Below are 26,031 nucleotides of genomic sequence, written 5' to 3'. Positions count from 1 at the left end.
TCAGTGTGGTTCGGCGATGCCCTGCATCCAGACGATGCCAATGTGGAGTGCGATCAGCGCCGTGACGACGAACGGCAAGACGAACACATGCAGGATGTACATCCGTTGGAGCGTCGGTTGCCCGAGGCTGAGACCGCCGAACAGCAGGTTCGCGGCCCACTCGCCAACGATGGGGACCGAAATCGCCATCTCGACGCCGATCTGTCCCGCCCAGAACGCGAGCTGGTTCCAGGGCAGGAGGTAGCCAGTGTACCCGAAGAGGACGGTCAGCGCCAGAAGTACGACGCCGAGCAGCCAGTTGACCTCCCGGGGTTCCTTGTACGCGCCCGTGAAGTAGACGCGAAGCATGTGCAAGAAGACCGCGGCGACCATCACCTGGGCGGCCCAGCGGTGGATGCTCCGGAGCATGAACCCGAAGTTGAGATCCGCCATGATTGCCTCGACGGTCTGGTACGCAACCGGCGTTTCGCCGGCCGTCGACGGGGAGTAGTAAAAGCCCAGCAGCGCGCCGCTTATCGCGGCGACGATGTACGCGAGCAGCGAAAACGAACCCAGTGCGTAGAGCGGATACCAGTACCAGAACTTGTTGTCGAGGTTGTACTGTTCGGTGTGGCTCTTTGGCATCTGAAGGTTGATCTTGTAGTACATGTCCTCCAGCAACTCGAGGTAGTCGACGAGCCGGAGCCGTCGGTCGAGCCAGATCAGCATCGTCAGGTAGGATTTCTCGATGAGCGAGAGGTCCTTCTCGGCGAGCCACGCGCCGTGGTCGTGTTCGTCTTTGCGCTCTAGGCTCATTCTTCATCACCCGACCGCGGGAGAGCCACGAACTCCTGTTCGTTGATGCTGAACGGGTCGTAGACCGAGTTGTGGCAGTTACAGAAGATCTCGTTCGCGGCGCCGAAGGCGGCCGCGTCGTCGAGGGACCGGTACCCCGGTGCACAGCAAAAGTGCGTACACTTGTTGACGTAGCCGAGGTAACGGCCGCCGTCTTCGTCCTCGGGACAGGACGCTTCGACCCACTCACGGGTGCGGTCGTCCATGCTGTCGACGTCGAGTTGATCCGTCTTGATCACCAGCACGGGAACGGTCTGTTCCGGGGGCACGTTCTGTGACCGCCAGGTTCCCGTCGCGGGTTTGCCCTGGCCCGGTTCGCCGATGTCGTTGGTCCACTCGTCGTAGTCCTCGAAGTCCTCGGTGAGCATCGGGTCGCCGTTCTCGACGTCCGACATCCACTCGTAAGAACCGGCGTCGTAGCGAAGGACCGCATCCTCGCCGTCTGCATCGGGGACGAGTCCGCCGAAGGTCTGGAGGCCACAGTACTGGTACCACTCGGTCGTGTACTCGACACCGCCGAGTTCCATGCTCGCTTCGGTAAATTCGGACCCGTCGGGGAGCGTTTGCGTTTCCGGTTCGGGCCACACCCCGAGCAGTTGTCCCTCCTCGTCGATCTCGATGGGGATCTGCGGCAGGCCGCGGGGAGCCGGGCCAGCGAGCCGTTCTGCACCGAAGTAGTTGACGAACCCGCCGCCGCCGCTCGAGGGAGCGGTCGCGCTCGAGACGGCGACTGCGCCGGTCGTCAGCACGCCGGCGAGCACGGAGCCACCGACGACGCCCTTGACGAAGCGGCGACGATCGGATTCGACTGGATATTTGTCGTCGTTAGCCATTGGTTATCGTTTGTAGTAGGGGTAGATTGCGCGTTTGATCGTGTCCCATGCACCGGTATCGTCGGCCAGCGTCTGTCCTTCGACGTCCGATTCCCGGACGTAGAGGTCTTCCCACTTGCGACGGCGCTTCTTGACGATCATCACGTCGGGCAGGAACTCCTTGCGGTACAGCAGGAGGATGAACCCGAGGTTGAGGAAGATCGCCGACAGCAAGAAGCCGAGGAACGTGTTCCCGACGCCGGCGTCGAGTCCAGCGATCGCCCAGTTCGCCGAGAGACCGTACACGAACAGCGAGACGAAGATGATCTGGACGAACGTCAACAGGACGATCGCGATCGCCGCAGCGGTGCTCTCACGCGGGGGTTCGTAGCGGTGAATGTCGCCGTAGGTGCTTCCTGACGATGACATGGTTACTTCCTCCCTGGGCTGCTGGTGTGAGCCGATTCACCGTACTTCAGCAGGTAGAACGTGAAGACGAGGGCGATGAAAATCGCGAAGAACGACGCGACGCCGACGAAGTGCTTCTGAATCGGGACGCCGAGGTCGTGGATGTCGACGTCGGCGGCCGCTGCGCCTTCGCCGCCCGCGTCCTGGGTCACTTCGATGGAGCCAGTCATGCCAACGCTCACGTGAGGCTCACAGATGTAGTCGTACGTCCCTTCGACCTCGAATGTGTGTTCGTACGTCCCATCCGACTGGAGATCGGGGTGTCCCTCCCAGTCAGCGTCTTCTGGAATCTCGCTCGGGGCGACGTTGTGATCCGCGTCGCCAACCCACTCCCAGACGACCGTCGTGCCGGGTTGAACGGTTAGATCTGCGGGAACGAACTCGTTGTCGTCGACTTCGACGGTTTCGGTGCCGCCGCCTCCGCCACCTCCGCCACCGCCGTCGGCCGACTCGTTGCCGCCTTCTTCGCCGCCTTCGCCATTTCCGCCGGCTTCGGTGTCGTTTCCGTCGCCACCGTCACCTGTTTCGGTGTCGTTACCGTCCTCTTCTTCCTGGGCTACGACGGGTGTCGCAGCAGTGGCGGCTACGGCACCCCCGGACACGCCGCTGGCCGCTACCATAAACTCCCGCCTCTTCATACAGTGTGGACTCAGGAACGTGTTCGCTTAAACCCACCGATGCAGCCGCTGACCGTGTCCCGCGGTATCGTGGGTTTACTCCTCGAGCGGCGACCGGTTTCGGGGTGGTGCGTCGCGCTCGAAGGCCTCGTCGTCGATGGGGAGAAACGAGGGCCGGTCCCCGGAGCCGATCGTCCGCAGGCGCGACTCGTACGCTTCGGTCCGGAATCGATCCGAGAGTCGGGCGTTCGCCACCATCAAGAACAGCACGAGCGAGATGACGACGAGCACGATGCCCACGATACCGAGGACGAGCTGGGACTGGAGTCCCTGCACCAACCAGGCTCCGATCGCGACGACTCCGATGACGAGCTGGGCAGCCGCCAGCAACTGGAGCATCCAGTTGCCGAGTTCGCTGTGTTCGCCCTCGAGGTCGGCGGGTTCGGGGAGGTGCCAGTCTGCAGGCGGTTCCTCGACGTCGTAGTTCTCCATCGAGCACAGGGCGACCGTGGGTTTGACGTCGCGAACGACCGTTCCGCGACCTTCGACGGTCCCGTTCGGGAAGATAATCGCGTAGTCGGTGTCGGAATAGGCCACGAGACTTCGTCGGCCGTCGACGACGGCGTACTCGAGCATCGCGAACACCTCCCGGTAGGCGATTCGGGATTTGAGTTCCCGTTCGACGCGCTCGAGGAGTTCGTCGCCGGTGATCCAGGTGTCCGGGTCGAAGGCGACGTCCCACTCCTCCGGGGTCATTTCGGCCATGTCCGCCTCCCCGAAGTCCTCGAAGTTGTACTTCGCCTCGACCTGCCGGCGGAGGTCCTCGACGGACTGGTCGTCGTCTTCCGTCGCCGAAGTGTCGGCCGACGGCTCGGTCGTTCGGTCGGCGGGCGGTTCGTCCGAAGCGTCGGTCATCGTTCGACGATGAGACCCGTAGCCGCATAAGCGCCGCGACGTGCGCTGACGAGCACCGCCTGTGGCGCCGAGGCCCCTCTGGCCGGTAAACGGAGAGCGGAATCAGGCAACACCAATACGTACGTGGCCGTCGTACCGTCGGCTAGCAATGAGTGTCACGCTGGAGTTTACCGTCGAGAACGACCAGTTCACCCTCGGGCAGGTGCTGTCCGGGCCGCCGTCGATGCGCATCGAACTCGAGCGGATCGTACCCACGGGAACCTCCGCGATGCCATTTCTGTGGGTGTCCGGCGAGGACTACGCCTCGTTCGAGGAGAAGGTCGTCTCGCACCGCTTCGTCGACGACATCATCGCCATCGACCGCGTCGAGAACGCGGTTCTGTACCGCGTCACGTGGCACGAGGATCACACCGACCTGATTCGGGGGATCACGGACGCGCAGGGGACGGTGTTACAGGCTTTCAGCAACGGCAGCTGGGAGTTCCACGTTCGATTTCCGGACCACGACAAACTCTCGCAGTTTCACAACTACACCACCGACAGCGGCATTTCTATCCACATCAACCGAACCTACACGGTCACCGAGCGAACGGAGAGCGTCCACCAGTTCGGCCTCTCGGACGAGCAACGCGAAGCCCTCGTCCTCGGACTCCGTCGCGGTTACTTCGACACGCCGAGCGAGGCGAGCCTGGACGAGCTCGCCGACGAACTCGGCATCTCCCAGCAGGCCGTCTCCAATCGCGTTCGTCGAGGTACGAAGCAGGTGCTCAGTGAGATGTTACTCTCGACTGCCGCCGACTTCGACTGACCCCCGTCTTAAGAGGGTTGTCTCAACAATAATGACTCCTTTCTCGATGGATCAAATACGGCTAGCCAGGCCATGTCGAGACCAACCCTCGAGGACGAGTTCGACCCCGAGACGGTAGACAAACTCCAGTCGATACTCTCGAACGGGTACACCCGCGGAGTGGTAGAGTATCTCCACCGCTGCACGGACGACGTCGCCTCGCTCGACGAACTCGCCGACTACATCGTCGACGGCCAGTTCGACTGTGCGGCGGAATCGTCGCGAGATGCCGAGATCTACCTGCACCACGCCGGGCTCCCGAAATTAGCCGACGTCGGTCTCCTCGAGTACGACGAGCGGAGCAAGCACGTCAGACGGTGGGACCATCCCGTGTTCGAAGCTTCGAAGGCGTTCCACGGGTACGCCGAGTGTGACGAAAACGCCGGCGTGGCGTGATGGCGATTTCGGTCCGCGAGGCACGTTTCACACCCGATGAACGCACGTTTCGTTCACGAAGGTCGGAATCGACCTCCCTCTCGAGGGCCCTGAATCCGACGAGTCAACCCCTGCCCGCGCCCCGGTACGCTTTCGCTTCGTTTATTCGTTCACCCTCCCGACGTCCAGTATGGTCTCTGAGCTGGCGACGGCCACCGTCGCGCTCGTGATGGTCACCGCCAGTTTCCCCTTCTATCTCTACGGCGCCTGGATCATGATCGACGCGGAGATAGTCACCTGGGACGTCCTCGTCTATCATCTGAAGGTCATCGCCGTCGGCCTAGTCCTGAACACGATTCCCGTCCTCCTCTGGATGGCGCCGCGGGTGTTCGAGCAGATAAGCGGGCTGGCGGCCGTGCACGCGTTCTTCGGGCTACAGGCGTACGCGATGTTACTCGTCGCGTTGACCGGTATCGTTCGCATTCTACAGGTCAAACTCACCCACGACCTCTACGGCAATCCCGACCAAGACGTCGACCTCGACGACCTCCACGAGCACATGGGTGCCTGGCGACGGCGACTTCGCGTGGGCGTCTTCGGCTACGTGTTCTTCTGGCTGGTAGCATACCTGCTCGGGGTGGTTCGCTATCTCCTCCGGTACGACGTGTTTCGCTGATCGAAGAACGAATAAGGGTGCGTACTCAGATTTCGTCGACGATCGACGCGAAGTCGTCGGTATCGAGAATCTCCATCGTCTCGCAGTCCAGTCCGTGGCGGTGGAGGGTCAGTGCCGACGTAAATGCCTTCTCGTGGTCCGGTGCCTCGAAGATAATCAGAAAGTCGTGACTCCCGAGGACGGCGTAGGACTCCCTGAGCTCGGCGTTGTGTTCCTCGAACTCCGACTGTACCTCCCCCCAGATGGACGCGAGTTCCTGTGCGTTCTGGACGTCGCGGTCGCCGACGTCGACGAACGATGCGTAGAGCGGCATGTGTCCGACCACTTTCCCATGGAAGAAAACCGTTTGGCAGGCAGGTGCCACCGCGACCTACCCCTCGATCGCCGTCCAGGACGTGCCTTTTTTCACAGCGCTCGGCTAACTGACGGCCATGCGAAACGCGAAGATCGTCTGTACCCTGGGGCCGGCGACGAACAGTCGCTCGGCTATCCGGGAGCTCTCGGAGGCAGGGATGGCCGTCGCCCGGTTGAACGCCAGCCATGGGTCGCTCGAGGATCGCGCGGAATTGATCGATCGGGTTCGACGCGTCGACGAGGCGACCCCGAATCCCGTCGCCGTGATGCTCGACACGAAGGGGCCGGAGATTCGGACGGCGCCGCTCCCCGGCGGGGAGACGGTGACCCTCGAGAGCGGGAGCGAGATCCGGTTCGTCGAAGGGACGAACGCCTCCGCCGAGGAAGTCGGCCTGTCCGTGCCGCTCACCAGCGTCGAACCCGGCGACCAAATCCTGCTGGACGATGGGTTGATCGAGACGACCGTCACCGGGGTCGACGGGGAGGCGGTCCTCGCCCGCGTCGAGACCGGCGGCGAACTCGGCGGGCGAAGGGGAGTCAACCTCCCGGGCGTCGCCCTCGACCTCGACGTCGTCACCGAGAAGGATCGGCGCGACCTCGAGTTAGCAGCCGAGAAGGAAGTCGACTTCGTCGCGGCGAGTTTCGTCCGCGACGCCGACGACGTCTACGAGGTCAGCGAGACCCTCGAGTCCTTCGGGGCCGAGATTCCGATCATTTCGAAGATCGAACGCGCGGGCGCGGTCGAGAATCTCGACGAGATCATCGAGGCCTCATACGGGATCATGGTCGCCCGCGGGGACCTGGGCGTCGAGTGTCCGATGGAGGACGTCCCGATGATCCAGAAGCGAATCATCCGGAAGGCCAGGGAGGCGGGGCGGCCGGTCATCACGGCGACGGAGATGCTCGACTCGATGGTCCACTCCCGCCGACCGACGCGAGCGGAGGCCTCCGACGTAGCGAACGCGGTCCTCGACGGGACCGACGCGGTCATGCTCTCGGCCGAAACCGCCGTCGGCGACCACCCGACGGCCGTCGTCGAGGCTATGGACAGCATCATCCGCCAGGTCGAAGGCTCGGGGGAGTACGCCGAACTGCTCGAGCAGCGCGTACCGACCGCCGGCGAGGCCCGGACGGACGCGCTGGCGCGCTCGGCGCGATACCTGGCGCGCGACATCGGCGCCGACGCCGTCGTCGCGGCGACCGAATCCGGCTACACGGCACTGAAGACGGCGAAGTACCGGCCCGGCGTCCCCGTGGTCGCCTCGACGCCGAGCCACCGCGTCCGGCGACAACTCGCGCTCTCCTGGGGCGTGACGCCGCTCTACGCCAGCGTCTCGGACCAGGGGGCCGACGCTGTCGTCTCGCGGGCGGTTCAGTCGGCGCTCGACGCCGGGGTCGCCGAGAGCGGCGACACCGTGGTCGTCCTCTGTGGCATGATGACCGAACTCGAGGGCGCGAACACGACGAACATGATGAAGGTCCACGTCGCGGCGGACGCCCTCGAGACGGGCCGCGTGGTCGTTGACGGTCGTGCGACGGGTCCGATCGCCCGCGTCACCGACGGCGACCTCGAGGCGATTCCCGACGGTGCGATCATCGCACTCTCTGCGGACTTCGACGCCGAGTTCACCGGCGACGTCGGGAAGATCGGCGGCATCGTCGACGCCAGACCGGGCATGACGGGGTATCCGGCGCTCGTCGCGCGCGAGACCGGCGTCCCGATGGTGAGCGACGCCGACGTCACCGACCTCGAGGACGGGCGGACGGTGACGATCGACGGCGAGCGGGGCGTCGTCTACGATGGCGACGTTCGCGGACGGTCGGCGCGGGATTAGACAGGCTCGACGTCGAGAACGAAGCGAGGTGTCGAACCGCGGCTTTTTGCCTGTCGCGGTCGAAGACGGGGTATGGACGACAGGGACTCGGATCGCGGCTCGGACCGATCGAGCGAGCGAGACGAGCGTGCGCAGGTCGGGCCCGATGGACTCGAGCGAGGAGGCGACAGGGACGGCGACGCCAGCGGCGAAAGCGAAGACGAAGACGCGTGGGGCCGCATTCCCATCTCGGACCCGGCCTCGCGACGCCAGCGAACCGAGGACGACGACGCCGTCGATCCCGGCGATTCTGTCGCCCCTGGCGATCCGTCCGCCTCCGAACCCGAGCCAAACAGCCAGCCGGTCCGCTCGGGTGATCCGTCCCTCGAGGGCGCCGTCTTCGTCTTGCTCGGAGCGATCGCCATGGTCCTCGTGATGGTGAGACTCGGCTCGATCTTCGCCATCTGAGTGGCCAGCCGCGGTAAACCTTTAATCGGACTGAGACCTAACCCTCACGCATGGTCGAATTCCTCGTCGACAATCTCCCCGTGGTGCTCCTGGCGGCCGGGCTCGGATTGATGGTGCTCGAGGCGATCTCACCGGGCGCACACCTCATCGTCATCGGCGTCGCCCTCGCCGGTGCGGGGCTCGTCGGGATGCTTCTTCCGTTGTCTAGCCCGTTCATCCTCGTCGCATTGACGCTGGTCATCGGCGTGATCGCGACGTACGTCTACCGCGAGTTCGACTTCTACGGCGGGAAGGGGACCGCCCAGACCCGCGACTCGGATTCACTCGCGGGGTCGACAGGCTACGTCACCAAGACGGTCACGAACCGGAGCGGCGAGGTCAAACTCGAGGACGGCGGGTTCGCCCCATACTACTCCGCGCGGTCACAGGACGGGACGATCGAGGAAGGCGAGGAGATCATCGTCCTGGACCCCGGCGGCGGGAACGTCCTGACCGTGGCGTCACTCGAGGCGCTCGAGACAGACAGCATCGACCGAGAACTGGCCCGGGAAGCTAGGCGGGCGGACGCCGAAAATTCCTCGTCTCGAGATACCGTCTCCGAGACGGAAGGGTCAGGCTGAGGAAAATGTTAGCGAAATAAGGGAACGCTTTTAGTCCCACCGACATAAGTTCCGCGTATGGTTCCGGAGCTGATACTCGCACAAGCGGCAACGGTTGGGCTCTTCATCGGCGCCCTCCTCCTGATCGTAGTCCTCGCGGCGCTCCTGAGTGCCATCGAGATCGTCAACGCGTACGAAAAGCGCGCGCTGACGGTCTTTGGGGAATACCGAAAACTGCTCGAGCCCGGCATCAACGTGATTCCGCCGTTCGTCTCCCAGACGTACACGTTCGACATGCGGACCCAGACGCTCGACGTCCCCCGCCAGGAGGCGATCACGCGCGACAACTCGCCGGTGACCGCCGACGCTGTCGTCTACATCCGCGTGATGGACGCCAAAAAGGCGTTCCTCGAGGTCGACAACTACAAGACTGCCGTCTCGAACCTCGCCCAGACCACCCTGCGGGCCGTGCTGGGTGACATGGAACTCGACGAGACGCTGAACAAGCGCCAGGCGATCAACGCGCGCATCCGGACGGAACTCGACGAACCCACCGACGAGTGGGGGATCCGCGTCGAGTCCGTCGAGGTTCGCGAGGTCAACCCCTCGAAGGACGTCCAGCGCGCGATGGAGCAACAGACTTCCGCCGAGCGGAAACGCCGTGCCATGATCCTCGAGGCCCAGGGTGAACGCCGCAGTGCCGTCGAGAAGGCCGAAGGTGACAAACAGAGCCAGATCATCCGCGCACAGGGTGAAAAGCAGAGTCAGATCCTCGAGGCCCAGGGTGACTCCATTTCGACCGTCCTTCGTGCCCGCTCGGCCGAGTCGATGGGCGAACGCGCCGTCATCGACAAGGGTCTGGAGACGCTCGCGGAGATCGGACAGAGCGACTCGACGACGTTCGTCCTGCCCCAGGAACTGTCCTCGATGGTCGGGCGCTACGGCAAGCACCTCACCGGCAGCGACGTGAAAGCCGACGGCGAGAGCCTCGATAGCCTCGAGTTCGACGAGGAGACGCGCGAACTCATCGGCCTCGACGACATCGCCGAGATCATCGGTGAGATCGACCAGGAAGCCGAGATGGACCTCGAGGCGATGGAACAGCAGGCCCAGGCGATCAAGGAAGGGAAGGACACCGGGGCGATATCGGAGGCCGAAACCGAGGAGAGCATCGGCGGAATCGACAAGGACTTCGACTCCTCGAGTGAGGAGCCGACCTCGCCGGAAAACGACTGAGTCGAATAATACGCTCGGTCGACGGCCTTCGCCGGCCAGATGCGAACACCGCTCGATTTTCTCTACACGCGGTGGAGCGAAACGCGTTTTACCCTCCGCCGCTTTTCAAACGATACGCAGCATATGACGGGTTCCGATGGGGTCGACGAGAAGAAACGAGCCACGCTTCGGCGGTTCGCCGCCGTCGGCGCGGCTTCGCCGCTCACGCGGTTTTCGGAGTCAGCTGCCGCCGATACTGGCGAGAGCGACGCCCGAGACGCAATCGTCGGCTACCTCTCGACGACCCCCGGTGCCCACTTCTCGAAGGTCAGAGACGACCTCCAGCTGGGAACCGGCGAGACCCAGCACCACCTGCGCCGACTCGAGGACCTGGACCTCGTCGAATCGTACAGCGACGGCGACTACAAACGGTTCGTCCCCGCCGCCCGGTTCGACGGCTTCGAGAAGAACGCCCTCGGGTATCTCCGGCGAGCAACCCCCCGGGGTATGCTCGTCGAACTCCTCTCGAATCCGGACGCGACGGCGAGCGACCTGGCGGCCGCCCTGGAGGTGTCCCCACCGACGGTGAGCAAGTACGCGGGCGAACTCGAGGAGGCCGGTTTGCTCTCTCGGGAAGACGGATATGCAGTCGAGCGGCCCGAAACCGTCCTGTTGTTGCTCGTTCGCTACGCCGATTCGTTCGGTGAACGAGCGGTGACGCTGGCGCGGGACGCGGACGCGTTAATCAGCTACGACGGGTAGTCTCGCTTCTGGATTCGAGATTCGAGACTCGAGACTGAGCGACATCGCCGATCTCGATCCACTTGTCGAGAGAGTCGAATACAACGAGCAGTGTCGCTTCCGTATACGTTCGGTGAAATACAGGCGAAGTGGCGCGAAAACCGATCTATCGGTATCGAACCCGGTTATAGGAGCACTTTCCAGGTCGTACTCGAGGAGTAGCCCCACTTCTCGATCTCGATGTCGTAATCGCCGTCCTGTATCGCCGTGATGTTCGCACCGACTTCCTTCGCGGTCATCCCGAGTTCCTCGCCGATTAACCGGGACTTGAAGTACGTCTTGGTCGTGGCGTGTTCGCGGAGGTATCGCAGGATACGGGTTTGTTTGCTCGTGAGGTCGGCGGCGACTGCTGTGCTCATACCCCACTCGAGGTCGGGTGTCGACTTAGAGGGTTTGGTACACCCGGCTAACCCGCCGCAGTCTCCTGGTTTTTGGGCCGTCGATCAAGCGACCCCCCGACCCGGCGGTCGCTCTTGGTACGGCCGGTTAATACGTTCTTTTACGTGACGATCACCGGTAATTGAACGATACCCGCGTTCGCGAAGGGAGTGTCGGTGTCGGCCATCGAGTCAGCCGGTGAACCGACTCGAACGTCTCGAGATTACGCGAGCGACGGGTAATCGTGGCTTATCCGACTACTCGTAGTACGGCGTGACGAACGGCCCCGCGGCACAGGAGACGGCAGCCGCGAGCGCCGCCGTTCGGTCAGTCAATCCGTCAGTGAGTGCGCCGGCAGCGCCCTCGGTTTCGGCGATGTCGGTCGTCCCCAGCAGATCGTTCATCACGGGTCCGAGTTCGGTACCCCGCTCGAGACGCTCTGCGACGACGGCCGGGAGTCGAAGGCTGGGCCCGCTTCCGAGGCCGACTCGTTCGCCGTCCGTGACGGTTGCCCACATGATCAGGAACAGACCGTCGGTGCCGTCGATTTGGGCGACGCCGCCCTCCAGGCCGACGCCCCAGTCGGCGTCGGATCGCTCGAGGGCGCGCCTCGCTCGCGTTTTCGCGCCGGTGACGGTCTCGCGCTGGCCGGTCGGTTGTTCGGACACGCCGGAGTCGACGGCGACGCCGACGACGGACGGATCGTACCGCTCGAGGGCGTGTTCGGTAGCCTGGACTTTGACGGGGTTCGTGCTGCCCACGGCAACGTGCATTGGCTCGACGGTGGCGTTCAGCGCCTAAAGCCGGTCCGGAAATCGTGCGAGTGGGGCGCACGCACATATTTTAATGTTTGGATTGATAATGCCATTCCCGACGAATAACCAGGTTTTGCGCACTCTCGGCATATGTTTTCGAAATGTTTATATATAACACCTCTGAACCCAGTAGGTAACGAATCCGTCCGAGCTTTTCCGATTTCGTTCGGCCGGGGAGAGTTATCATCGTATGACAAACGCCCGACTATCCGCTAGAGCCCGACGCACCGAGACCGAAACCGAGACCGAAACCGAAACCGAATCAGAGGACGTTGCAGACAGCGACCTCGCCTGTCCGGAGTGTGCCGGCCAGCTGGTCGTCGACGACGAACACGGCGAGACTATCTGTGAGGACTGCGGCCTCGTCGTCGAGGAAGATTCTGTCGATCGCGGGCCCGAGTGGCGCGCGTTCGACTCCGCCGAGAAGAACAAGAAGTCCCGCGTGGGTGCGCCCACGACGAACACGATGCACGACAAGGGTCTCTCGACCAACATCGACTGGCGAAACAAGGACGCCTACGGCAACTCCCTGGGCAGTCGCCAGCGAGAGAAGATGCAGCGCCTGCGCAAGTGGAACGAGCGGTTCCGCACCCGCGACAGCAAGGAGCGCAACCTCAAGCAGGCCCTCGGCGAAATCGACCGCATGGCCAGCGCGCTCGGCCTCCCGAACAACGTTCGCGAGACCGCCAGTGTGATCTACCGTCGGGCGCTCAACGAGGACCTCCTGCCCGGTCGATCCATCGAGGGCGTCTCCACCTCCTGTGTCTACGCCGCCGCCCGCCAGGCCGGCGTCCCGCGCAGCCTCGACGAGATCGCCGACGTGAGCCGCGTCGAGAAGAACGAAATCGCGCGCACCTACCGCTACGTCGTCCGCGAACTCGGCCTTGAGGTCCAGCCAGCCGACCCCGAGAGCTACGTCCCCCGCTTTGCCTCGGGACTCGAACTGTCCGACGAGGCCGAGCACCGCGCCCGCAGCCTCCTGCGAAACGCCAAGGAGAAGGGCGTCCACAGCGGCAAGTCGCCGGTCGGCCTCGCGGCCGCCGCGGTGTACGCCGCTGCCCTGTTGACCAACGAGAAGACCACCCAGGCAGCCGTCAGCGACGTCGCCGACATCTCCGAGGTCACGATCCGCAACCGCTACCACGAGTTGCTCGAGGCCGAGGAGACGCTCGGTCTGGCCTGATCGCGGTTCCGGTTTCATTTCTCCCGTCTCAATTACTCGACGCGCGAGCATCGCCGCCGACGCGTCTTTTTTCACCGCTGCCCTCGAGCGACGCACATGGACACGAACAGGGACGGGGACGGAGACGGAGGTGGGGACGAGAACAGGAACCTCGCGTTCGAGACGTTCACGCTCGCCGCCTCGACGGTCGATTTGAGCGAGGAGCCGGCGGCTCGAGGTCGTGCGGACTGCCTCGAGTTCCGGATGGACCTCGCTGACGCACCGGTCGCGGCGCTCGAGTCTTACGACGGCGAGTTGCCGGTCCTGGCGACGAATCGAGCGGCTTGGGAGGGTGGCGAAGCCGACGACGAGGGGCGACTCGAGGCGCTCGCCGAGGCCACCGCCGTCGATGCCGTGGGAGCGATCGACGTCGAACTCGAATCGATACTCGCAGGGGAGGCGGACGACCTGCTCGAGGTGGCTCGCGAGCGCGGCGTCGCCGTCGTCGCCTCGACGCACGATTTCGAGGGCACGCCGCCGCGATCCGAGCTGGTGCGAACGCTCACCGAAGCGGGGAAGTACGCCGACGTGGCGAAGCTGGCGGTGACGGCGGAGACGAACGCCGATGCGCTGGCGCTGCTCTCGGCGACCGAACAACTGACGGCGCACGGGGATTCAGTGGCGACGATGGCGATGGGCGAGGTCGGCCGGCACACCCGGGCCGTGGCGCCGGTGTACGGTTCGAACATTGGGTACGCGCCGGTCGACCCCGAACGGGCGACCGCGCCGGGACAGTACGACCTCGAGACGCTTTCACGGCTGGTCGCGGCGCTCGAGCCGGTAACGTGAGAGACCCGGTCGAGCGCGTCGAAAGTGCGGATCAGGGGTCCGGTGTTGCAGCGACGATGGTGAGCGTCTCCTCGTACGAGTCGACTGACGCATCGAACGTCTCGATGCGAACCCCGACGTCGACGGCTGTCCCCGGCGAGAGCGTTACCGGAGCGTCTCGTAACGCCGTTCGATCCGGATCGGTCACGTCGAAGAGTTCGATCTCGAGTTGGGAACTCGTCTCGTGGTCCGCGTGTACCTCGACCGTGTTGGTCCCCTGGTTTCCGATTCGGAGCAGTCCCTTCGTTCCGCCTTCGTTCGCATCGTAGACGAACTCGTACTCCGAGTTCAGGCCCAGACCGAGGTCGGGATCGTCGACTCGTTCGACGAGCGACGGGAATCGGAATCGAACCCGTTCGGGTGTGCCATCCTCGAGGGACCGCTCGCCCGCACCGAGCTGGCGAAGGGAGAGGTAGGCGTCGTTGTCGTGGACAACCTCGACTTCGAACGGTCTGTCGGCCTCGATGCTCGAGAAGGCGCCGGGGGTCAAGATCGAACCGGACGCTATCGCCGCGCTTCCGAGACCAACGATGAATCGTCGCCGGTTCATGGTGAGGGGATCAGCGGCTGGTCACCTACGGGGAGACCTGGTTTGCCGTGTCTCCGTCGAGCGCGTTGATGGTGAACGTACCGTCGAAGTCCCACTCTTCCCCGTTGTTGGTGAAGTAGATCCCGACGGGCAGTGATTCGCCGGGCTCGAGGACGCGGTCGTCGTTACTGGGACTGCCGTAATCCAGTTCGCTGTCCATGTCTTCCTTGTCGTAGGCACTGAGCGTCTCGCCGCCGTGTTCGCCGACGAAGAAGTGGACGTGGTTCGTCGCGCCTCCTGGAAGATCCGGCCTGTCGATCTGAATTCCGACGGTGTTCGTTCCCTGATTTTCGATCGTAAACACGTGGAGGAACATCGTCGTCGCGTTCCTGTTGACGCCGGTTCCCCCGGACGACGTCGGATTGTCGCTGCTGAAGTCCAGTTCCAGCATTCCATCGGTTACTTTCGCGTAGTCGCTCGCAGACGACAGCGCAAGGTACGCGCTCGCGTCGTTCGCCGTCTCGACGGCAAACCCTCGCTCGGCCTCGACGCTCGAGAACGCGCCGCTTCCGATGAGAGTACTCAGTCCGATTGCGGTACTGCCGACACCGATCATGAATTTTCGTCGTTCCATGGGTCACTCCTCGCTCGCGGCGATTCCGGTCGGGCCTATCGTGGCGGCCGTCGGGTTCGCCGCGACAATACGTCAGCACGGGCCCACCCCTGTTTTGTATACGCCGCCAGTCGTTCCGACACGCGGTACCTGCAGTGCGATAACGGGAAGATTCGACCCGTAACGGTCGTGGGAATCGCGACTTACGGACGAAACGGTCGATCGTCGAGAGTAGGCTCTTCAGTCGCACTCGTCCGGGACGACTATCGAGCAGGTTCGTGGCGGTCACCACGCTCGTTGCCCTCATCGCCCTCTCCGGTCGATGCCGACGGCCGGTACCCGTACAGGACCCGCCCGTCGACGACGTAGTACCCATCCGAATCCTCGAGGACGCGTCGGTCGGAGTCGATGGCCACGTCCACCAGACCCTCGAGCGAACCCACATCGATCAGCGGATACTCTTTGACGCGTTCCGGGAGTGATCCCTCTGAGACCCAGTCGTCGAACTGGGCTCGTTCGTGCGATGCGGCCAGACGAGCGCGCTCTTCCGGCCCAGGAGCAAGCACGCCTCGCGATCTGGCCGTGACGATCGTTCCGAGCGCACCGAGTGCACCGACGCCAATACCGAGGGGGACGAGAACTCCGAGGAGGCCGCCGGAACTCGAAGCTTGCACGGGTTCGGGCCGCTCCTCGACTCGCCGGTCGGGGCCGACGCCCGCGAGTGCGTAGGTGTCGCCGCTCGAATCGATGCGCAGTTCGTACGTTTCGGTTCGGTCGACGCCCTCGCCGTCGATCGTTCCCGCCATCGCGACGTGAGCGACGATCACGGTTTCGACGGTCCCCGGCGACTGTCCGACGCTCGCTTCGATTCGATCTCGCTCGTCCTCGAGTGCCGAGACGTTGAGGTCGTACGCGGCCGCCTGTCCGTCGCCGGGGCCGACCCCTTCGGCACTCGTTGACTCGAGGGGTTCCGAAATCGACCAGTGCACCTCGCCCTCGTCTCCGACGGCACGGACGACACGAACGAGTTCGATGTTGACGGTCACCTCGCCCGCGGGAGCGTCGTACCGGTGGCGGAACTCCCCTTCTAGTTCGGGCGAGACGTCGGTGAAGTAGACCGGTCGATTCTCGAGCGTCGTCCCGACCTCCCAGACTTCGTTTTCCGTCTGCACGACGGCACCGTGAGTGAACTCGCCCGTAGTCGACCACGCTTCGACCGTTCGCTGAGCCGACTGGGCATCGTTCGATCCGGCAAGCGCACCGTAGGTTAGCCACCCGCCCAGGAGCGTCAGCACGAGTAAGGCGACGACGACGACGATGAATCGCTCGTCGGCAATCGTGCGTGCGCGCAGTACGAGTCGATCACTGTTCATGGCCGATTCCCCCTCCAGACGTGTGTCGATCCCTAATCATCCCGATCACCAGTCGAATCTCCTCGAGCGCGTCGTCCGTCGCGCTCGCCTCCGCGTTCTGATCGTCCCGGTACCGATGAGCAACGCGAACGGGAGCACGAACAGCGCGACGGTGACGCCGGTCACTGCGACCATCGCCACCCACGGATGGACTGCGTGCAGGGCGAGAACGATCGAGGTCGGAAGAACTGCGAAGTACCGATACTCCGCGAACGACCGCAGGTAGTAGCCCGTCTCCGGTGGTGCGGTGATTGCGACGGTCGCTTCGACCGATTCCCCGCGGTGGAGCCGATCCGGTGGGGCGTCCACCGCGATACCGTCACTTGCTGGTTCGAGCACCGTGACCACGGGCAATACGCCTGCGTTGTGTAGTTCGTAGGTGGCCACTTCGGTCTCGCCCATCGGGATCACGTTCGAGTGCTCGGACTCGAACTCCGCGCTCACGATGCCGATTTCGGTCGTTCCGGCGGACGCGGCCAGCGTACCCAGCGTGACCAGACAGAGCACGACTGCGAGTCCGAGCACGAGCGTTCGTCCGTCGAACACCCCGGAGCGCGAGCGCGTCCTCGTTCGATTTCGATTCGTTCGATCCGCTCCAGTGCCAAGCGAGAGGCCGATGCTCACGATGCCAACGCCGAGCAGGAGGAGTGCCAGGCCCTCCGTGCCGACCACTGCGGTCGTTCCGAGAACCGTCGCCAGTCGCCACTGGATCGACTCGAGTCCACTCTCGAGTGCCATCACCGTCGTGCCCAACTGGGGTATCGTGACCACGTCGCCGTTGACCTGCCAGGCTTTTGCGACGACCTGACCGTCCGTGACGTGTGGCTCGCCGCCGTCCTGGTCGGTGAACGGGTTCGCGTCGCCTCTGGTGACGTACCCGTGTTCGCGCTCCTCGACCACGCGGTGCGTGGTGAGCCCACCGCCCTCGACCGTTCTGGCCTCGTAGACGACGACGTCGCCGGGTTCGACCGGGCCGGCGATTGCGGACGGAATGGCGACGAACCCGTCACCTGCCTCGAGTGCAGGCGCCATACTCCCGGTTTCGACGTACCCGAACGCGACGGGAGTCCCGATGAGGTGCCCGACAACCATCACCGCCGTAAGTAACACCACGAGAGCCAGCACTACCCGGCCTCCCCTGCCCCATCCCGTTGCGTTCGATCCTCCCATCGTTTCGTCGCGCACCCCTGAAGCCGAGCTAGGCTCGGTCGGGGTACGTTCGTAAACACCGCTCTCGGTCGCCGGATATTGCTATGTGCCGATTTCCACCCCTGCTGGCGGTGCGTGTAGTCGCGGTACGCCGAGCCAGTCGGGTCGGGGGACTCCGTCTTCGTTCGATATCTCGACAGTACACCTCGAACGCAGCGATCTGAATCGGTAACTCTCCTCGTCGGCCCGTATCGAACGCGTTACCGAACGATAGTTTCCGATTAATTAAATTACTGTACATTGACATGCGATCGTGTTCACATCGTGGGGGGTTTCCGGATGCGAAATCGATTACCAGTAGTCGAAACGGTACACGAGGGGGACAGTATCTCTCGAGACGAGATTTTCACCGTTCTGAGTAACCGTCGACGGCGGTGGGTACTGCACTACCTCAAGCAACACGACGGACGACGAGTCGCCCTCCGAACGCTGGTCGACTCCATTTCGGCGTGGGAGTACGAGACGCCGCCAGACGAACTGCCGTGGAAGAAACGCAAGCGCGTGTACACGGCATTACGACAGTCACACCTGCCGAAGCTTGACGACGCGGGCGTGATCGAATACGACAAAAACCGCGGCGAAGTCGAACTCACCGACGACGCGCGCGAGGTGCAGATGTACCTCGAGTACGTTCCGCGCCACGATATTCCCTGGAGCCAGTGTTATCTCGGGCTTTCGGTCGTCTCGGGGGTGATCACGTCGCTCACCTGGCTATCCGTCTATCCGTTCGCGGAACTCCCCGGACTCGTGCTGTCGACGGTGCTCGTCTCGATGTTCGCCGCATCGTCGATCGTACACACGGTGTACACGCGTCGCAACCGTCTCGGGTCCGAGGCGGGGGTGATTTCGTGAACCCTCGCCTGGGGATCGCAGGCGTCACTGCCATTGCGCTCGGTCTCACGTTGCTCGTCGTTTCGAGCGGGGCTGGCTCCTCAGTCGCCCTCGAGCGACCGATCGACGTTCGAATCGGAGACGTCTCCCAGGATGCGTTCGAAGTCGGTGTCCGCGAGCCCAGAATAGCCGCCGGGTCCTCGCAAACTGTCGACCTCCTCGAGGTGACGAACCGGGAGACCGAGGCGATAACGGTTCTAATCGAGGTCGACTCGTCTGCACACACGAATGCGACTGAGATCGAGGCCGATCCGCCGGGCGAGATCGCGGTCGGACCGCACGAGACGGTCGCCGCCACGGCGACGGTGGCGTGTCCTGATCGTGGCGGGAATTTCGACGTTCCCATAACCGTCGTAGTCGAATCAGCCGGCACCGTCGTCGAGACCGATGACACCCTGGAAGTCACTTGCGAGTTGCCATCAGAAGAAACCGCACGTGACCACTCCGTTCCGTAATCGGATCGGCCGGTGCAGCACTCGTATTCTGTGCGGTCACGCTCCTGCGCTCTCGTCTCCGAGGTCGTCAAAACCTCGAGCGAAACCGGAATGTTAACGGAGTCGACACCGAACGCACACACGAATGACGCTGGTTCGTGCCCTCGTCGCCGCCGCGTGTTCGCTGCTGTTCCCCGGGATCGGCCACGCCGTTCTCCGCGAGTGGGTGCGTGCGCTCTTCTTCTCGGGGCTGTTCGTCACGGCCGTTGCGCTCTCGTTCTCGACGGACCAGCTAGCCGCGATGTCGTCGCTCGAGGGGACCTGGACGGTCGTGACCGAGGAGACGAGCGCGGTCGATCGGTTCGTCCTCGTGTCGATCGCCCTCTTCACGGCGACTGACGCGCTCTTTCGCGGGCTCGGAGCGATCGGCCGCAACGACAACGAGGGGCCGACCTGTCCTCACTGCGGCCGCCCGCTCGATACGGACCTCGAGTTCTGTCACTGGTGTACGACGCGTCTCGAGCCAGTGGAGCCGGATTCGGCGCCGTAGCTCGAGTGGAGCTCGTCACTTCTCGATGATGCTCTCCTCGACGGCCTCCCCGAAGTGGCGTGCCGTGTCCTCGTAGTAGAGGAGGAGTTCGTCGCCGGCCGAGAGGTCGGTCACCGCCCGGCGCCCGTCCCTGGTCGCCACCTTGATCGTCTCGGCGTTCTGGAGGAGCGTCTCGATCCGGTCGCCGGAGCCGGTCTCGAGGGCGACGCGGAACATCGGACGCTTCTCGATCTTTACTCGGCCGACGATCGCCTCTCGAGTGTGACCGTTCGTGTCGACGACCTGTACTTCGTCGCCGCTGGTGAGTTCCGAGAGGTACTTCGTGCCGCCGTCGGGCGTCCGGACGTAGGCGTGGACGGCGCCCGCGTTGACTCGGAACGGACGGGAGGCGACGTACGGCGACTCGGCGGTCTCGGCGTGGACGAACACGAGACCGCGGGCCATCGATCCGACGAGCATCCCCTCTTCGTGTTCGAACAGGTTTCCGGTGTCGACGCAGACCCGGTCGGCCGAGCCGACGGGTTCGATTTCGACGACGGTGCCCCACTCGAGGTCGAGCGACTCGCGCTCGGACTCGTCTCGAACCTCGACGGTTCGACGGATTTCGTCGGGATCGTCCGAATCGAGCAGGACGGCGTCGGCGCCGCGCTCGAGGGTCTCGAACGCGGTTTTGGCCTCTGCGGCGTCCGTGACGCCCGCCACGAGTTTCGTCTCGTCGCCGATCCGGGCGATCAGGTTCTCGAGGGGGATGATCGTCCAGTCGTCGCCGATGACGATGGTGTACTCCGCGGTCTCGGCGGCGGCTTCGGCGAACGACTCGTAGTCCGTCCCGAGGATGCGAACGTAGGCCGCCTGGTCGACGGCACCGTTTCGACGCAGCGTCGAGAGGTCGGCCGATCCCGAGAAGTCGTTGGGGAGGTCGATCGTGCCGTCGCCCTCGCCGTCCTTGCCGGTGACGTAGGCGTCCGGCCGTTCCTCGCGCTCCTGATTCTCGGCGTCGTCGATCAACGTCACGTCGCCGTCGGTTCGAAAGGCGGCGACCGAGACGTCGCCCAGTTCGCGCACGCGGGCGACGTCGCCCTCGTCGACCAGTACCCAGTCGGCGCCGGCCTCGAGGGCGGCGGTGATTCGTCTTCGGCGGGCGTCCCAGTCGCCGACGGTGCCGTCGGCTTTCACCCAGACTGCTCTCGTCATGGCTCCACCCTCGAAGGGAACTGGCTTCAACGTGGCGGATTCGTCAGTGCTCGCCTTCGCTCGCCGTCACGGTCACGGTGATCGATTGCGACGGTCGAGTCGAGACGGGCTATCCGGATGCGTTGGATTATGATGAAGGTAAAGAAAGTACCGATAGTTACGATGGTAACGATACTATCAAAGATATCAATAATATACGGTGGAAACGAGATGCAGATATGCTGTGGAATACCGAATTGGTGCCCACGGACGACTCGACCGTCGAACGCATCAGCCGGGACCTGGGGTGTGCCGGCGTCGCCGACGACGCTCGAGCTGTCGTCGCCCGCGCCGAAGCGGTACTCGGGTGTCAGTACGATCGCGAGGTGCTGACCGTCGCCGCGCTTTCACTGCTCACCCGCCGCAGCCGGGGTTCGCGTCCGCCCCTCGAGCGAGCGGCCGCCTGCGAAACGCTCGCGATGGACCCCGAAACGGTCGCGGAGGCCGAAGCCGTCCTCGCGGCGGCCCTCCAGTCTCCCGCTGACGAAACCGAAATCCGCGCCCTCCGACGGACGGTCGTGACCCTCCAAGAACTCCTCGCCGCGGTCGAGGCCGGTCGGTCGTGTGCCCCCTATCGGCCGGGCTCGAACCTGGTCGGACTCGATCCCGCGCTGGCGAGACTCCTCGAGCAGCCTCTCGACGAACTCGACGCCGACGCCCTCGAACGCCACCTCGAGCGACTCGAGACGGACCTCGAGGTGGCGCAACTGGGCGTCGAGCTGTACGCGTTGCTCGAGGGTGAGTCGGGATCGGCTGACGACGAGAGCGACTAGCAGAACCGAACGTCAGGGGAAGGTGCCGCCTTCCTCGAACGCGTTGACGACCCGTTGCATAGCGACGACGTAGGCCGCCGTCCGGAAGTTCTCGAGGTCGTTCGCCTCGTAGGCGCTCGTCAACTCGTCGAAGGCGTCGACGATCATCGTCTCGAGTTCGTCGTTGACGCGCTCCTCGGACCAGTAGAACCGCTGGCGGTTCTGCACCCACTCGAAGTACGAGACGGTGACGCCGCCTGCGTTCGCGAGGATGTCGGGAATGACGTGGACGTCGCGCTCGGCCAGTACGTCGTCGGCGCCCGGCGTCAGCGGTCCGTTCGCGGCTTCGACGATCAGGTCGGCAGCGACGTCGCGGGCGAGGTCCTCGTCGATCGCGTTCTCGAGGGCGGCCGGGATCAGCACGTCGACGTCGAGCGTGAGAAGGTCCTCGTTCGAGAATTCCTCGTCGGCGCCCTCGTACCCGTCGACTGTTCCGGTTTCGTTCTTGAACGTCTTGACGGCCGCCGTGTCGAAGCCGTCTTCGGCGTAGATCGCCCCGCTCGAGTCCGAGACGGCGACGACGCTCGCTCCGAGTTCTTCGAGCAGGTTCGCCGCGATCCAGCCGGCGTTGCCGTACCCCTGTACCGCCACGGTGGCGCCCTCGATGTCCCGACCGAGGTAGTCGTAGGCCTCGCGGGTCGCGAGCATCGTCGAACGCCCCGTCGCCTCGACGCGGCCCTCGCTGCCGCCCGATTCGAGGGCTTTTCCGGTGATCACGCCCGGTTCGGTCGTGTTCTCGAGGGTCTCGTAGGTGTCCTTGATCCAGTTCATCTCGCGCTGGCCGGTGTTCACGTCGGGCGCTGGAATGTCCCGGTCCTCGCCGATGAACGGACGCAGTTCCGTCGCGAACGCGCGCGTGATCCGCTCGAGTTCGCTCTCTGAGTAGTCGGCGGGGTCGATGACGATCCCCCCCTTCCCGCCACCGTAGGGGATGTTGACGACGGCACACTTGTAGGCCATCCACCCCGAGAGCGCCTTCACCTCGTCGCGGGTGACGCCGGGGTGATAGCGGATGCCGCCCTTGTACGGCCCGCGGTCGCCGTTGAACTGCGACCGGAACGCCTTGAATCGCTCGAGTGAACCGTCGTCGAGTTCAACGGTGAGGTTCGTCTCGAGGACTCGCTCGGGGTGTTTGAGGCGGTCGAGTACGTCGTCGCCGATCTCGAGGTGGGCCGCGGCATCGTCGATCTGTGACTGGAGGCTCTCGAATGGATTCACGGATTCGGTCATACGATCATATTCTGGTGAAGCCGGTAAAAGCGCGTCGACAAGGGAGAATATTAGGCGAGTAGACGGCGCCTGTCACCGATACCCGTGCCCTAGCACGGGACGGCGCCTGCACGTGCGCCCGAGACGGATCACTCTCCGCCGGCGGAATCGGCTGCCGCCTCCGCGCGCTCGAGGATTCGCTCGGCCTGGGCGATCAGCGGGGCGTCGATCATCTGCCCGTCGACCTCGAAGACCCCTCGACCGTCTGCGTCGGCTTCGCGTTTTCCCTCCAGGACGGCCTCGGCCCACTCGACGTCCACGGGTTCGGGGGTGAACGCCTCGTTGATCGGCCCGACCTGGGCCGGATGGATCGCCATCTTCCCGTCGTAGCCCAACTGAATAGCGAACTCGGTTTCCTCGATCAATCCGCGCTGGTCGCCGAAGTCGGTGTAGACGGTGTCGATAGCGTCGACGCCGTTGGCCGCCGCGGCGATCACCACGCGCTCGCGAGCGTAGAGCACCTCGAGGCCCTCGTCGGTCCGCGTCGCGCCGATGTCCGCCGAGAGGTCCTCGGCGCCGAAGACGAGGGCGTCGGTCGCCGACGCCGCAGCGACGTCAGGTGCGTTCAGGACGCCGGCGGCAGTTTCGATCAGCGCCAGGATCGGGACGGAGGCGTCGTACGTCTCTAGTACGCTCGCCAGCCGGTCGACGTCCGTCGCCGACTCGACTTTCGGCTGCATGAGAGTGTCGAGTCGCGGATTTCTATCCGCGTCGTCACCGTCACCGTCACCGCCACCGTCACCGAGGACGGCCCCGAGGTCCGCTCGCGCCTGATCCGGCGCGGCGTTGACTCGCACGCACACCTCGCAGTCGGGATCGAAGTCCGGGTCGGTGAGTACCTCACGAACGATCGTCCGCGCCTCAGCGATCCGGGCGGGTGAGACGGCGTCCTCGAGGTCGAAGACGAGGACATCGGCGCCGGCGGTCGGCGCTTTACGCAGCATCTCGGGTCTATCCCCGGGCGTGAACAGGACGCTTCGACGTGTCATACCCACCGTTTCGAAGAGAAAGAACGTGAATCTGCGGATCCGGTCAGGGCCAGAGACCGCGAGCGTCGTGACCCTCGGCGACCCGCTGGAGAGCGACGATGTAGGCGGCGTCGCGCCAGGTGACGTCGCGAGCTTCGTACTCCCTCCGAACGGCGTTCCAGGCCTGAAGCATCTCGGTCTCGAGTTCGTCGTGGACGCGTTCGAGCGACCAGGTACGGCGGTTCGTATTCTGGAGCCACTCGAAGTACGAGACGGTGACGCCCCCGGCGTTCGCGAGGATGTCTGGAATCACCGGAATCTCGCGCTGCTCGAAGACCGAGTCCGCTCGCGAGGTGGTCGGCCCGTTGGCACCCTCGACGATCATCTCCGCCCGCACGGCGTTGGCGTTATCGGCCGTGAGCACGTTTCCGATCGCCGCGGGAATCAGGACGTCGACGTCTAGCTCGAGCAACTCGGCGTTGGTGAGCTGTTCGGGGGCGTTGTATCCCGAGACCATCCCCGGACGGGCGTCGTGGTCCTCGACGTCGTTGGTGTCCAGCCCGTTGGGGTCGTAAATCGCACCGTCGACGTCACTGACGGCGACGACCCTTGCGCCGTGGTCGTCGAGGTAGCGGGCGGCGTAGGCACCGACGCTCCCGAAGCCCTGGACGGCGACGGTCGTGTCCGTGATGTCCCAGCCGTAGTGTTCGATCGCTTTCTCGGCGATGATTCCGACGCTCCGTCCGGGCGCTTCCTCGCGTCCTTCGCTGCCGCCCACGGCGGGCGGCTTCCCGGTGACGATTCCGGGCTGCGTCTCGCCTTCTTGCATCGAGTATGCGTCCATGAACCACGCCATCATCTGCGGGTTCGTGCCCATGTCCGGCGCGGGGATGTCCTTCATCGGTCCGATGACGGGGCGCAACTCTTCCGCCAGGCGTCGCGTGAGTCGTTCTTCTTCCGTCTCGCTCAGGTCCTTTGGATCGACGACGATGCCACCCTTGGCGCCGCCGAAGGGGAGATTCATGACGCCGCACTTCCAGGTCATCCACATCGAGAGCGCGACGCACTCCTCCTCGGAGACGTCCGGGTGGTACCGGATACCGCCCTTGTAGGGGCCGCGGACATCGTCGTGGTGGGCTCGGTAGCCGGTGAGGATCTCGGTCGTTCCGCTGTCGCGCTTGAGCGGAATCGCCACCCGGTAGACCGAGTCGGGGTGCCGGAGTCGCTCGATGATGCCGTCGTCGACGTCGAGGTGTGCGGCGGCGCGTTCGAGTTGCGCACGAGCGGTTTCGACGGCTGACTCTGCCTCAGATTCGTGTTCTGGTTCGGACGTGGATTCAGCGGTTACCATGGTATCTCTGGGAACGGACACGGTCCGGCCGCGGACGGTGTCTGGACCAACCCGTCGACGGCCCCGTCGAGAGCGGACGGGTGCGTCGACGCATTCGTTCGGATTTCCCGAGGCCGACGCTTAACCCTTGCTATTACTCCCCGGATAGGGCAATACTTGCACCCCGATGGCGGCCACGGTATCGACCAGGGACCGATCGGTGACATTTTACTCGCCCCCGTCGACGCTCGAGACGATGACTGGCCTGTACTACGAGGAGTTCGAGGTGGGCGAAACGATCGAACACGAGCGCAGGCGGACGATTTCCGAAGGCGACAACCAGCGGTTCTGCGATATGACGATGAACCAGCAGCCGTTGCACCTCGACGAGACCTTCGCCGCGGAGACCCAGTTCGGCGAACGACTGGTCAACGGCATCTACACGATGGCGCTGGCCGTCGGCATCTCGATTCCCGAGACGACGGACGGGACGATCGTTGCGAACCTGAGCTACGACGACGTCGAGCACCCGACACCGGTGTTTCACGGGGACACGATCCGCGTTCAGTCGACGGTGACGGACAAGCGCGAGACCAGCGACGGCGAGCGCGGCGTCGTCACGATGGACGTCGAAGTGTTCAACCAGGACGACGACCTCGTGTGTTCGTTCTCCCGAACCGTCCTCTCGCTCAAGCGCGAGTTCGCGGACGCATAACTCCGAACTCGGGCGGCGCTCGAGTTCG

At 64.3% G+C, this 26,031-nt stretch carries 31 protein-coding genes; 15 read left to right on the top strand and 16 right to left on the bottom strand.

Annotated features, from left to right (window positions below; genetic code table 11):
* The 5 genes from ACFQO4_RS15200 to ACFQO4_RS15180 all read right to left on the bottom strand — a co-directional run bounded on the left by ACFQO4_RS15200 (position 1) and on the right by ACFQO4_RS15180 (position 3,646).
* The gene (locus tag ACFQO4_RS15200; protein WP_500261715.1) at positions 1-795 is read right to left on the bottom strand and encodes a cytochrome b; all 795 of its coding nucleotides are present in this window, start codon (positions 793-795) and stop codon (positions 1-3) included.
* Entirely contained in the window at positions 792-1,667 is an 876-nt protein-coding gene (locus ACFQO4_RS15195) for a ubiquinol-cytochrome c reductase iron-sulfur subunit (RefSeq protein WP_500261714.1), read from the bottom strand. Before ACFQO4_RS15195 ends, ACFQO4_RS15200 begins: the two co-directional genes overlap by 4 nt.
* A 3-nt stretch (positions 1,668-1,670) precedes the next feature.
* Positions 1,671-2,075 (bottom strand): DUF7318 family protein, encoded by a 405-nt coding sequence (locus tag ACFQO4_RS15190; protein WP_500261713.1) that lies wholly within the window; start codon positions 2,073-2,075, stop codon positions 1,671-1,673.
* A gap of 2 nt (positions 2,076-2,077) precedes the next feature.
* Entirely contained in the window at positions 2,078-2,752 is a 675-nt protein-coding gene (locus tag ACFQO4_RS15185) for a plastocyanin/azurin family copper-binding protein (RefSeq protein WP_500261712.1), read from the bottom strand.
* 75 nt (positions 2,753-2,827) lie between these two features.
* Positions 2,828-3,646 (bottom strand): DUF7319 domain-containing protein, encoded by an 819-nt coding sequence (locus tag ACFQO4_RS15180; RefSeq protein ID WP_500261711.1) that lies wholly within the window; start codon positions 3,644-3,646, stop codon positions 2,828-2,830.
* 148 nt (positions 3,647-3,794) lie between these two features.
* Here ACFQO4_RS15180 and ACFQO4_RS15175 point away from each other — a divergent pair, with 148 nt between their 5' ends.
* The 3 genes from ACFQO4_RS15175 to ACFQO4_RS15165 all read left to right on the top strand — a co-directional run bounded on the left by ACFQO4_RS15175 (position 3,795) and on the right by ACFQO4_RS15165 (position 5,544).
* Positions 3,795-4,454, top strand: a complete 660-nt coding sequence (locus tag ACFQO4_RS15175; protein ID WP_500261710.1) for a helix-turn-helix domain-containing protein — start codon at positions 3,795-3,797, stop codon at positions 4,452-4,454.
* Between the two features lie 72 nt (positions 4,455-4,526).
* A complete protein-coding gene (locus tag ACFQO4_RS15170; protein ID WP_500261709.1) occupies positions 4,527-4,889 on the top strand; it encodes a DUF7344 domain-containing protein in 363 nt (120 codons plus the stop codon).
* A gap of 169 nt (positions 4,890-5,058) precedes the next feature.
* Positions 5,059-5,544, top strand: coding sequence for a DUF7321 family protein (locus tag ACFQO4_RS15165; RefSeq protein WP_500261708.1), 486 nt, complete (start codon positions 5,059-5,061; stop codon positions 5,542-5,544).
* A gap of 25 nt (positions 5,545-5,569) precedes the next feature.
* On the opposite strand, the gene ACFQO4_RS15160 is transcribed toward ACFQO4_RS15165, so the two are convergent.
* The gene (locus tag ACFQO4_RS15160) at positions 5,570-5,857 is read right to left on the bottom strand and encodes a GYD domain-containing protein (RefSeq protein WP_500261707.1); all 288 of its coding nucleotides are present in this window, start codon (positions 5,855-5,857) and stop codon (positions 5,570-5,572) included.
* A gap of 118 nt (positions 5,858-5,975) precedes the next feature.
* Between ACFQO4_RS15160 and pyk the strand changes: the two genes are divergently transcribed.
* From pyk to ACFQO4_RS15135, 5 genes are all read left to right on the top strand, one after another.
* Positions 5,976-7,733, top strand: a complete 1,758-nt coding sequence (gene pyk / locus ACFQO4_RS15155) for a pyruvate kinase (RefSeq protein WP_500261706.1) — start codon at positions 5,976-5,978, stop codon at positions 7,731-7,733.
* 72 nt (positions 7,734-7,805) lie between these two features.
* Positions 7,806-8,180, top strand: a complete 375-nt coding sequence (locus tag ACFQO4_RS15150) for a DUF7312 domain-containing protein (RefSeq protein WP_500261705.1) — start codon at positions 7,806-7,808, stop codon at positions 8,178-8,180.
* Between the two features lie 50 nt (positions 8,181-8,230).
* Entirely contained in the window at positions 8,231-8,800 is a 570-nt protein-coding gene (locus ACFQO4_RS15145; protein ID WP_500261704.1) for an NfeD family protein, read from the top strand.
* Between the two features lie 57 nt (positions 8,801-8,857).
* Positions 8,858-10,015: an SPFH domain-containing protein gene (locus tag ACFQO4_RS15140; protein WP_312909413.1), complete on the top strand. Its 1,158-nt coding sequence runs from the start codon at positions 8,858-8,860 to the stop codon at positions 10,013-10,015.
* Positions 10,016-10,138: 123 nt separating this feature from the next.
* Positions 10,139-10,756, top strand: coding sequence for a winged helix-turn-helix transcriptional regulator (locus tag ACFQO4_RS15135; protein ID WP_500261703.1), 618 nt, complete (start codon positions 10,139-10,141; stop codon positions 10,754-10,756).
* 164 nt (positions 10,757-10,920) lie between these two features.
* Here ACFQO4_RS15135 and ACFQO4_RS15130 read toward each other — a convergent pair whose 3' ends face one another.
* Together ACFQO4_RS15130 and yjjX are read right to left on the bottom strand one after the other, a co-directional pair.
* On the bottom strand, positions 10,921-11,154 hold the full coding sequence (locus tag ACFQO4_RS15130) for a DUF7123 family protein (RefSeq protein ID WP_500261702.1): 234 nt from the start codon (positions 11,152-11,154) through the stop codon (positions 10,921-10,923).
* 276 nt (positions 11,155-11,430) lie between these two features.
* Complete coding sequence (gene yjjX, locus ACFQO4_RS15125) at positions 11,431-11,946, bottom strand: inosine/xanthosine triphosphatase (RefSeq protein ID WP_500261701.1); 516 nt, start codon at positions 11,944-11,946, stop codon at positions 11,431-11,433.
* Positions 11,947-12,178: 232 nt separating this feature from the next.
* Between yjjX and ACFQO4_RS15120 the strand changes: the two genes are divergently transcribed.
* A complete protein-coding gene (locus ACFQO4_RS15120; protein ID WP_500261700.1) occupies positions 12,179-13,171 on the top strand; it encodes a transcription initiation factor IIB in 993 nt (330 codons plus the stop codon).
* A 96-nt stretch (positions 13,172-13,267) separates the two neighbouring features.
* Positions 13,268-13,999, top strand: a complete 732-nt coding sequence (locus tag ACFQO4_RS15115) for a type I 3-dehydroquinate dehydratase (RefSeq protein ID WP_500261699.1) — start codon at positions 13,268-13,270, stop codon at positions 13,997-13,999.
* A gap of 31 nt (positions 14,000-14,030) precedes the next feature.
* On the opposite strand, the gene ACFQO4_RS15110 is transcribed toward ACFQO4_RS15115, so the two are convergent.
* The 4 genes from ACFQO4_RS15110 to ACFQO4_RS15095 all read right to left on the bottom strand — a co-directional run bounded on the left by ACFQO4_RS15110 (position 14,031) and on the right by ACFQO4_RS15095 (position 17,717).
* Complete coding sequence (locus tag ACFQO4_RS15110) at positions 14,031-14,588, bottom strand: hypothetical protein (RefSeq protein WP_500261698.1); 558 nt, start codon at positions 14,586-14,588, stop codon at positions 14,031-14,033.
* A 25-nt stretch (positions 14,589-14,613) separates the two neighbouring features.
* A complete protein-coding gene (locus tag ACFQO4_RS15105) occupies positions 14,614-15,201 on the bottom strand; it encodes a DUF1102 domain-containing protein (RefSeq protein ID WP_500261697.1) in 588 nt (195 codons plus the stop codon).
* A gap of 242 nt (positions 15,202-15,443) precedes the next feature.
* A complete protein-coding gene (locus ACFQO4_RS15100) occupies positions 15,444-16,553 on the bottom strand; it encodes a DUF5305 domain-containing protein (protein ID WP_500261696.1) in 1,110 nt (369 codons plus the stop codon).
* A 45-nt stretch (positions 16,554-16,598) separates the two neighbouring features.
* Entirely contained in the window at positions 16,599-17,717 is a 1,119-nt protein-coding gene (locus ACFQO4_RS15095) for a signal peptidase I (RefSeq protein ID WP_500261695.1), read from the bottom strand.
* A 363-nt stretch (positions 17,718-18,080) separates the two neighbouring features.
* Between ACFQO4_RS15095 and ACFQO4_RS15090 the strand changes: the two genes are divergently transcribed.
* The 3 genes from ACFQO4_RS15090 to ACFQO4_RS15080 all read left to right on the top strand — a co-directional run bounded on the left by ACFQO4_RS15090 (position 18,081) and on the right by ACFQO4_RS15080 (position 19,676).
* Complete coding sequence (locus tag ACFQO4_RS15090; protein WP_500261694.1) at positions 18,081-18,653, top strand: DUF7344 domain-containing protein; 573 nt, start codon at positions 18,081-18,083, stop codon at positions 18,651-18,653.
* Positions 18,650-19,147: a hypothetical protein gene (locus ACFQO4_RS15085; protein ID WP_500261693.1), complete on the top strand. Its 498-nt coding sequence runs from the start codon at positions 18,650-18,652 to the stop codon at positions 19,145-19,147. The genes ACFQO4_RS15090 and ACFQO4_RS15085 overlap by 4 nt, the downstream gene beginning before the upstream one ends.
* Before the next feature lie 124 nt (positions 19,148-19,271).
* On the top strand, positions 19,272-19,676 hold the full coding sequence (locus ACFQO4_RS15080) for a DUF7575 domain-containing protein (RefSeq protein ID WP_500261692.1): 405 nt from the start codon (positions 19,272-19,274) through the stop codon (positions 19,674-19,676).
* A 15-nt stretch (positions 19,677-19,691) separates the two neighbouring features.
* Here the strand turns inward: ACFQO4_RS15080 and ACFQO4_RS15075 are convergent, their stop codons facing one another.
* Complete coding sequence (locus ACFQO4_RS15075) at positions 19,692-20,870, bottom strand: 3-dehydroquinate synthase II (RefSeq protein WP_500261691.1); 1,179 nt, start codon at positions 20,868-20,870, stop codon at positions 19,692-19,694.
* Between the two features lie 218 nt (positions 20,871-21,088).
* On the opposite strand from ACFQO4_RS15075, the gene ACFQO4_RS15070 reads away from it, so the two are divergent.
* The gene (locus ACFQO4_RS15070; RefSeq protein WP_500261690.1) at positions 21,089-21,682 is read left to right on the top strand and encodes a hypothetical protein; all 594 of its coding nucleotides are present in this window, start codon (positions 21,089-21,091) and stop codon (positions 21,680-21,682) included.
* 12 nt (positions 21,683-21,694) lie between these two features.
* Here ACFQO4_RS15070 and ACFQO4_RS15065 read toward each other — a convergent pair whose 3' ends face one another.
* The 3 genes from ACFQO4_RS15065 to gdhB form a co-directional block, all read right to left on the bottom strand.
* Positions 21,695-22,951, bottom strand: a complete 1,257-nt coding sequence (locus ACFQO4_RS15065; RefSeq protein WP_500261689.1) for a Glu/Leu/Phe/Val family dehydrogenase — start codon at positions 22,949-22,951, stop codon at positions 21,695-21,697.
* 128 nt (positions 22,952-23,079) lie between these two features.
* Positions 23,080-23,979, bottom strand: a complete 900-nt coding sequence (locus ACFQO4_RS15060; protein WP_500261688.1) for an HpcH/HpaI aldolase/citrate lyase family protein — start codon at positions 23,977-23,979, stop codon at positions 23,080-23,082.
* Between the two features lie 43 nt (positions 23,980-24,022).
* Positions 24,023-25,309, bottom strand: coding sequence for a glutamate dehydrogenase GdhB (gene gdhB, locus ACFQO4_RS15055; protein WP_500261687.1), 1,287 nt, complete (start codon positions 25,307-25,309; stop codon positions 24,023-24,025).
* A 235-nt stretch (positions 25,310-25,544) separates the two neighbouring features.
* Here gdhB and ACFQO4_RS15050 point away from each other — a divergent pair, with 235 nt between their 5' ends.
* On the top strand, positions 25,545-26,003 hold the full coding sequence (locus ACFQO4_RS15050; RefSeq protein ID WP_500261686.1) for a MaoC family dehydratase: 459 nt from the start codon (positions 25,545-25,547) through the stop codon (positions 26,001-26,003).
* Positions 26,004-26,031: the final 28 nt, after the last annotated feature.

This window comes from Saliphagus sp. GCM10025334, assembly GCF_042663485.1.
GTDB lineage: Archaea > Halobacteriota > Halobacteria > Halobacteriales > Natrialbaceae > Natronosalvus.
Note: the sequence above shows the minus strand (reverse complement) of the source record. Positions and strands in the feature narration are given on the sequence as shown.

Coding starts and splice junctions, on each gene's coding strand:
- ACFQO4_RS15200 (WP_500261715.1), bottom strand. CDS start 795: ATGAGCCTAGAGCGCAAAGACGAACACGACCACGGCGCGTGGCTCGCC.
- ACFQO4_RS15195 (WP_500261714.1), bottom strand. CDS start 1,667: ATGGCTAACGACGACAAATATCCAGTCGAATCCGATCGTCGCCGCTTC.
- ACFQO4_RS15190 (WP_500261713.1), bottom strand. CDS start 2,075: ATGTCATCGTCAGGAAGCACCTACGGCGACATTCACCGCTACGAACCC.
- ACFQO4_RS15185 (WP_500261712.1), bottom strand. CDS start 2,752: ATGAAGAGGCGGGAGTTTATGGTAGCGGCCAGCGGCGTGTCCGGGGGT.
- ACFQO4_RS15180 (WP_500261711.1), bottom strand. CDS start 3,646: ATGACCGACGCTTCGGACGAACCGCCCGCCGACCGAACGACCGAGCCG.
- ACFQO4_RS15175 (WP_500261710.1), top strand. CDS start 3,795: ATGAGTGTCACGCTGGAGTTTACCGTCGAGAACGACCAGTTCACCCTC.
- ACFQO4_RS15170 (WP_500261709.1), top strand. CDS start 4,527: ATGTCGAGACCAACCCTCGAGGACGAGTTCGACCCCGAGACGGTAGAC.
- ACFQO4_RS15165 (WP_500261708.1), top strand. CDS start 5,059: ATGGTCTCTGAGCTGGCGACGGCCACCGTCGCGCTCGTGATGGTCACC.
- ACFQO4_RS15160 (WP_500261707.1), bottom strand. CDS start 5,857: ATGCCGCTCTACGCATCGTTCGTCGACGTCGGCGACCGCGACGTCCAG.
- pyk (WP_500261706.1), top strand. CDS start 5,976: ATGCGAAACGCGAAGATCGTCTGTACCCTGGGGCCGGCGACGAACAGT.
- ACFQO4_RS15150 (WP_500261705.1), top strand. CDS start 7,806: ATGGACGACAGGGACTCGGATCGCGGCTCGGACCGATCGAGCGAGCGA.
- ACFQO4_RS15145 (WP_500261704.1), top strand. CDS start 8,231: ATGGTCGAATTCCTCGTCGACAATCTCCCCGTGGTGCTCCTGGCGGCC.
- ACFQO4_RS15140 (WP_312909413.1), top strand. CDS start 8,858: ATGGTTCCGGAGCTGATACTCGCACAAGCGGCAACGGTTGGGCTCTTC.
- ACFQO4_RS15135 (WP_500261703.1), top strand. CDS start 10,139: ATGACGGGTTCCGATGGGGTCGACGAGAAGAAACGAGCCACGCTTCGG.
- ACFQO4_RS15130 (WP_500261702.1), bottom strand. CDS start 11,154: ATGAGCACAGCAGTCGCCGCCGACCTCACGAGCAAACAAACCCGTATC.
- yjjX (WP_500261701.1), bottom strand. CDS start 11,946: ATGCACGTTGCCGTGGGCAGCACGAACCCCGTCAAAGTCCAGGCTACC.
- ACFQO4_RS15120 (WP_500261700.1), top strand. CDS start 12,179: ATGACAAACGCCCGACTATCCGCTAGAGCCCGACGCACCGAGACCGAA.
- ACFQO4_RS15115 (WP_500261699.1), top strand. CDS start 13,268: ATGGACACGAACAGGGACGGGGACGGAGACGGAGGTGGGGACGAGAAC.
- ACFQO4_RS15110 (WP_500261698.1), bottom strand. CDS start 14,588: ATGAACCGGCGACGATTCATCGTTGGTCTCGGAAGCGCGGCGATAGCG.
- ACFQO4_RS15105 (WP_500261697.1), bottom strand. CDS start 15,201: ATGGAACGACGAAAATTCATGATCGGTGTCGGCAGTACCGCAATCGGA.
- ACFQO4_RS15100 (WP_500261696.1), bottom strand. CDS start 16,553: ATGAACAGTGATCGACTCGTACTGCGCGCACGCACGATTGCCGACGAG.
- ACFQO4_RS15090 (WP_500261694.1), top strand. CDS start 18,081: ATGCGAAATCGATTACCAGTAGTCGAAACGGTACACGAGGGGGACAGT.
- ACFQO4_RS15080 (WP_500261692.1), top strand. CDS start 19,272: ATGACGCTGGTTCGTGCCCTCGTCGCCGCCGCGTGTTCGCTGCTGTTC.
- ACFQO4_RS15075 (WP_500261691.1), bottom strand. CDS start 20,870: ATGACGAGAGCAGTCTGGGTGAAAGCCGACGGCACCGTCGGCGACTGG.
- ACFQO4_RS15070 (WP_500261690.1), top strand. CDS start 21,089: ATGCTGTGGAATACCGAATTGGTGCCCACGGACGACTCGACCGTCGAA.
- ACFQO4_RS15065 (WP_500261689.1), bottom strand. CDS start 22,951: ATGACCGAATCCGTGAATCCATTCGAGAGCCTCCAGTCACAGATCGAC.
- ACFQO4_RS15060 (WP_500261688.1), bottom strand. CDS start 23,979: ATGACACGTCGAAGCGTCCTGTTCACGCCCGGGGATAGACCCGAGATG.
- gdhB (WP_500261687.1), bottom strand. CDS start 25,309: ATGGTAACCGCTGAATCCACGTCCGAACCAGAACACGAATCTGAGGCA.
- ACFQO4_RS15050 (WP_500261686.1), top strand. CDS start 25,545: ATGACTGGCCTGTACTACGAGGAGTTCGAGGTGGGCGAAACGATCGAA.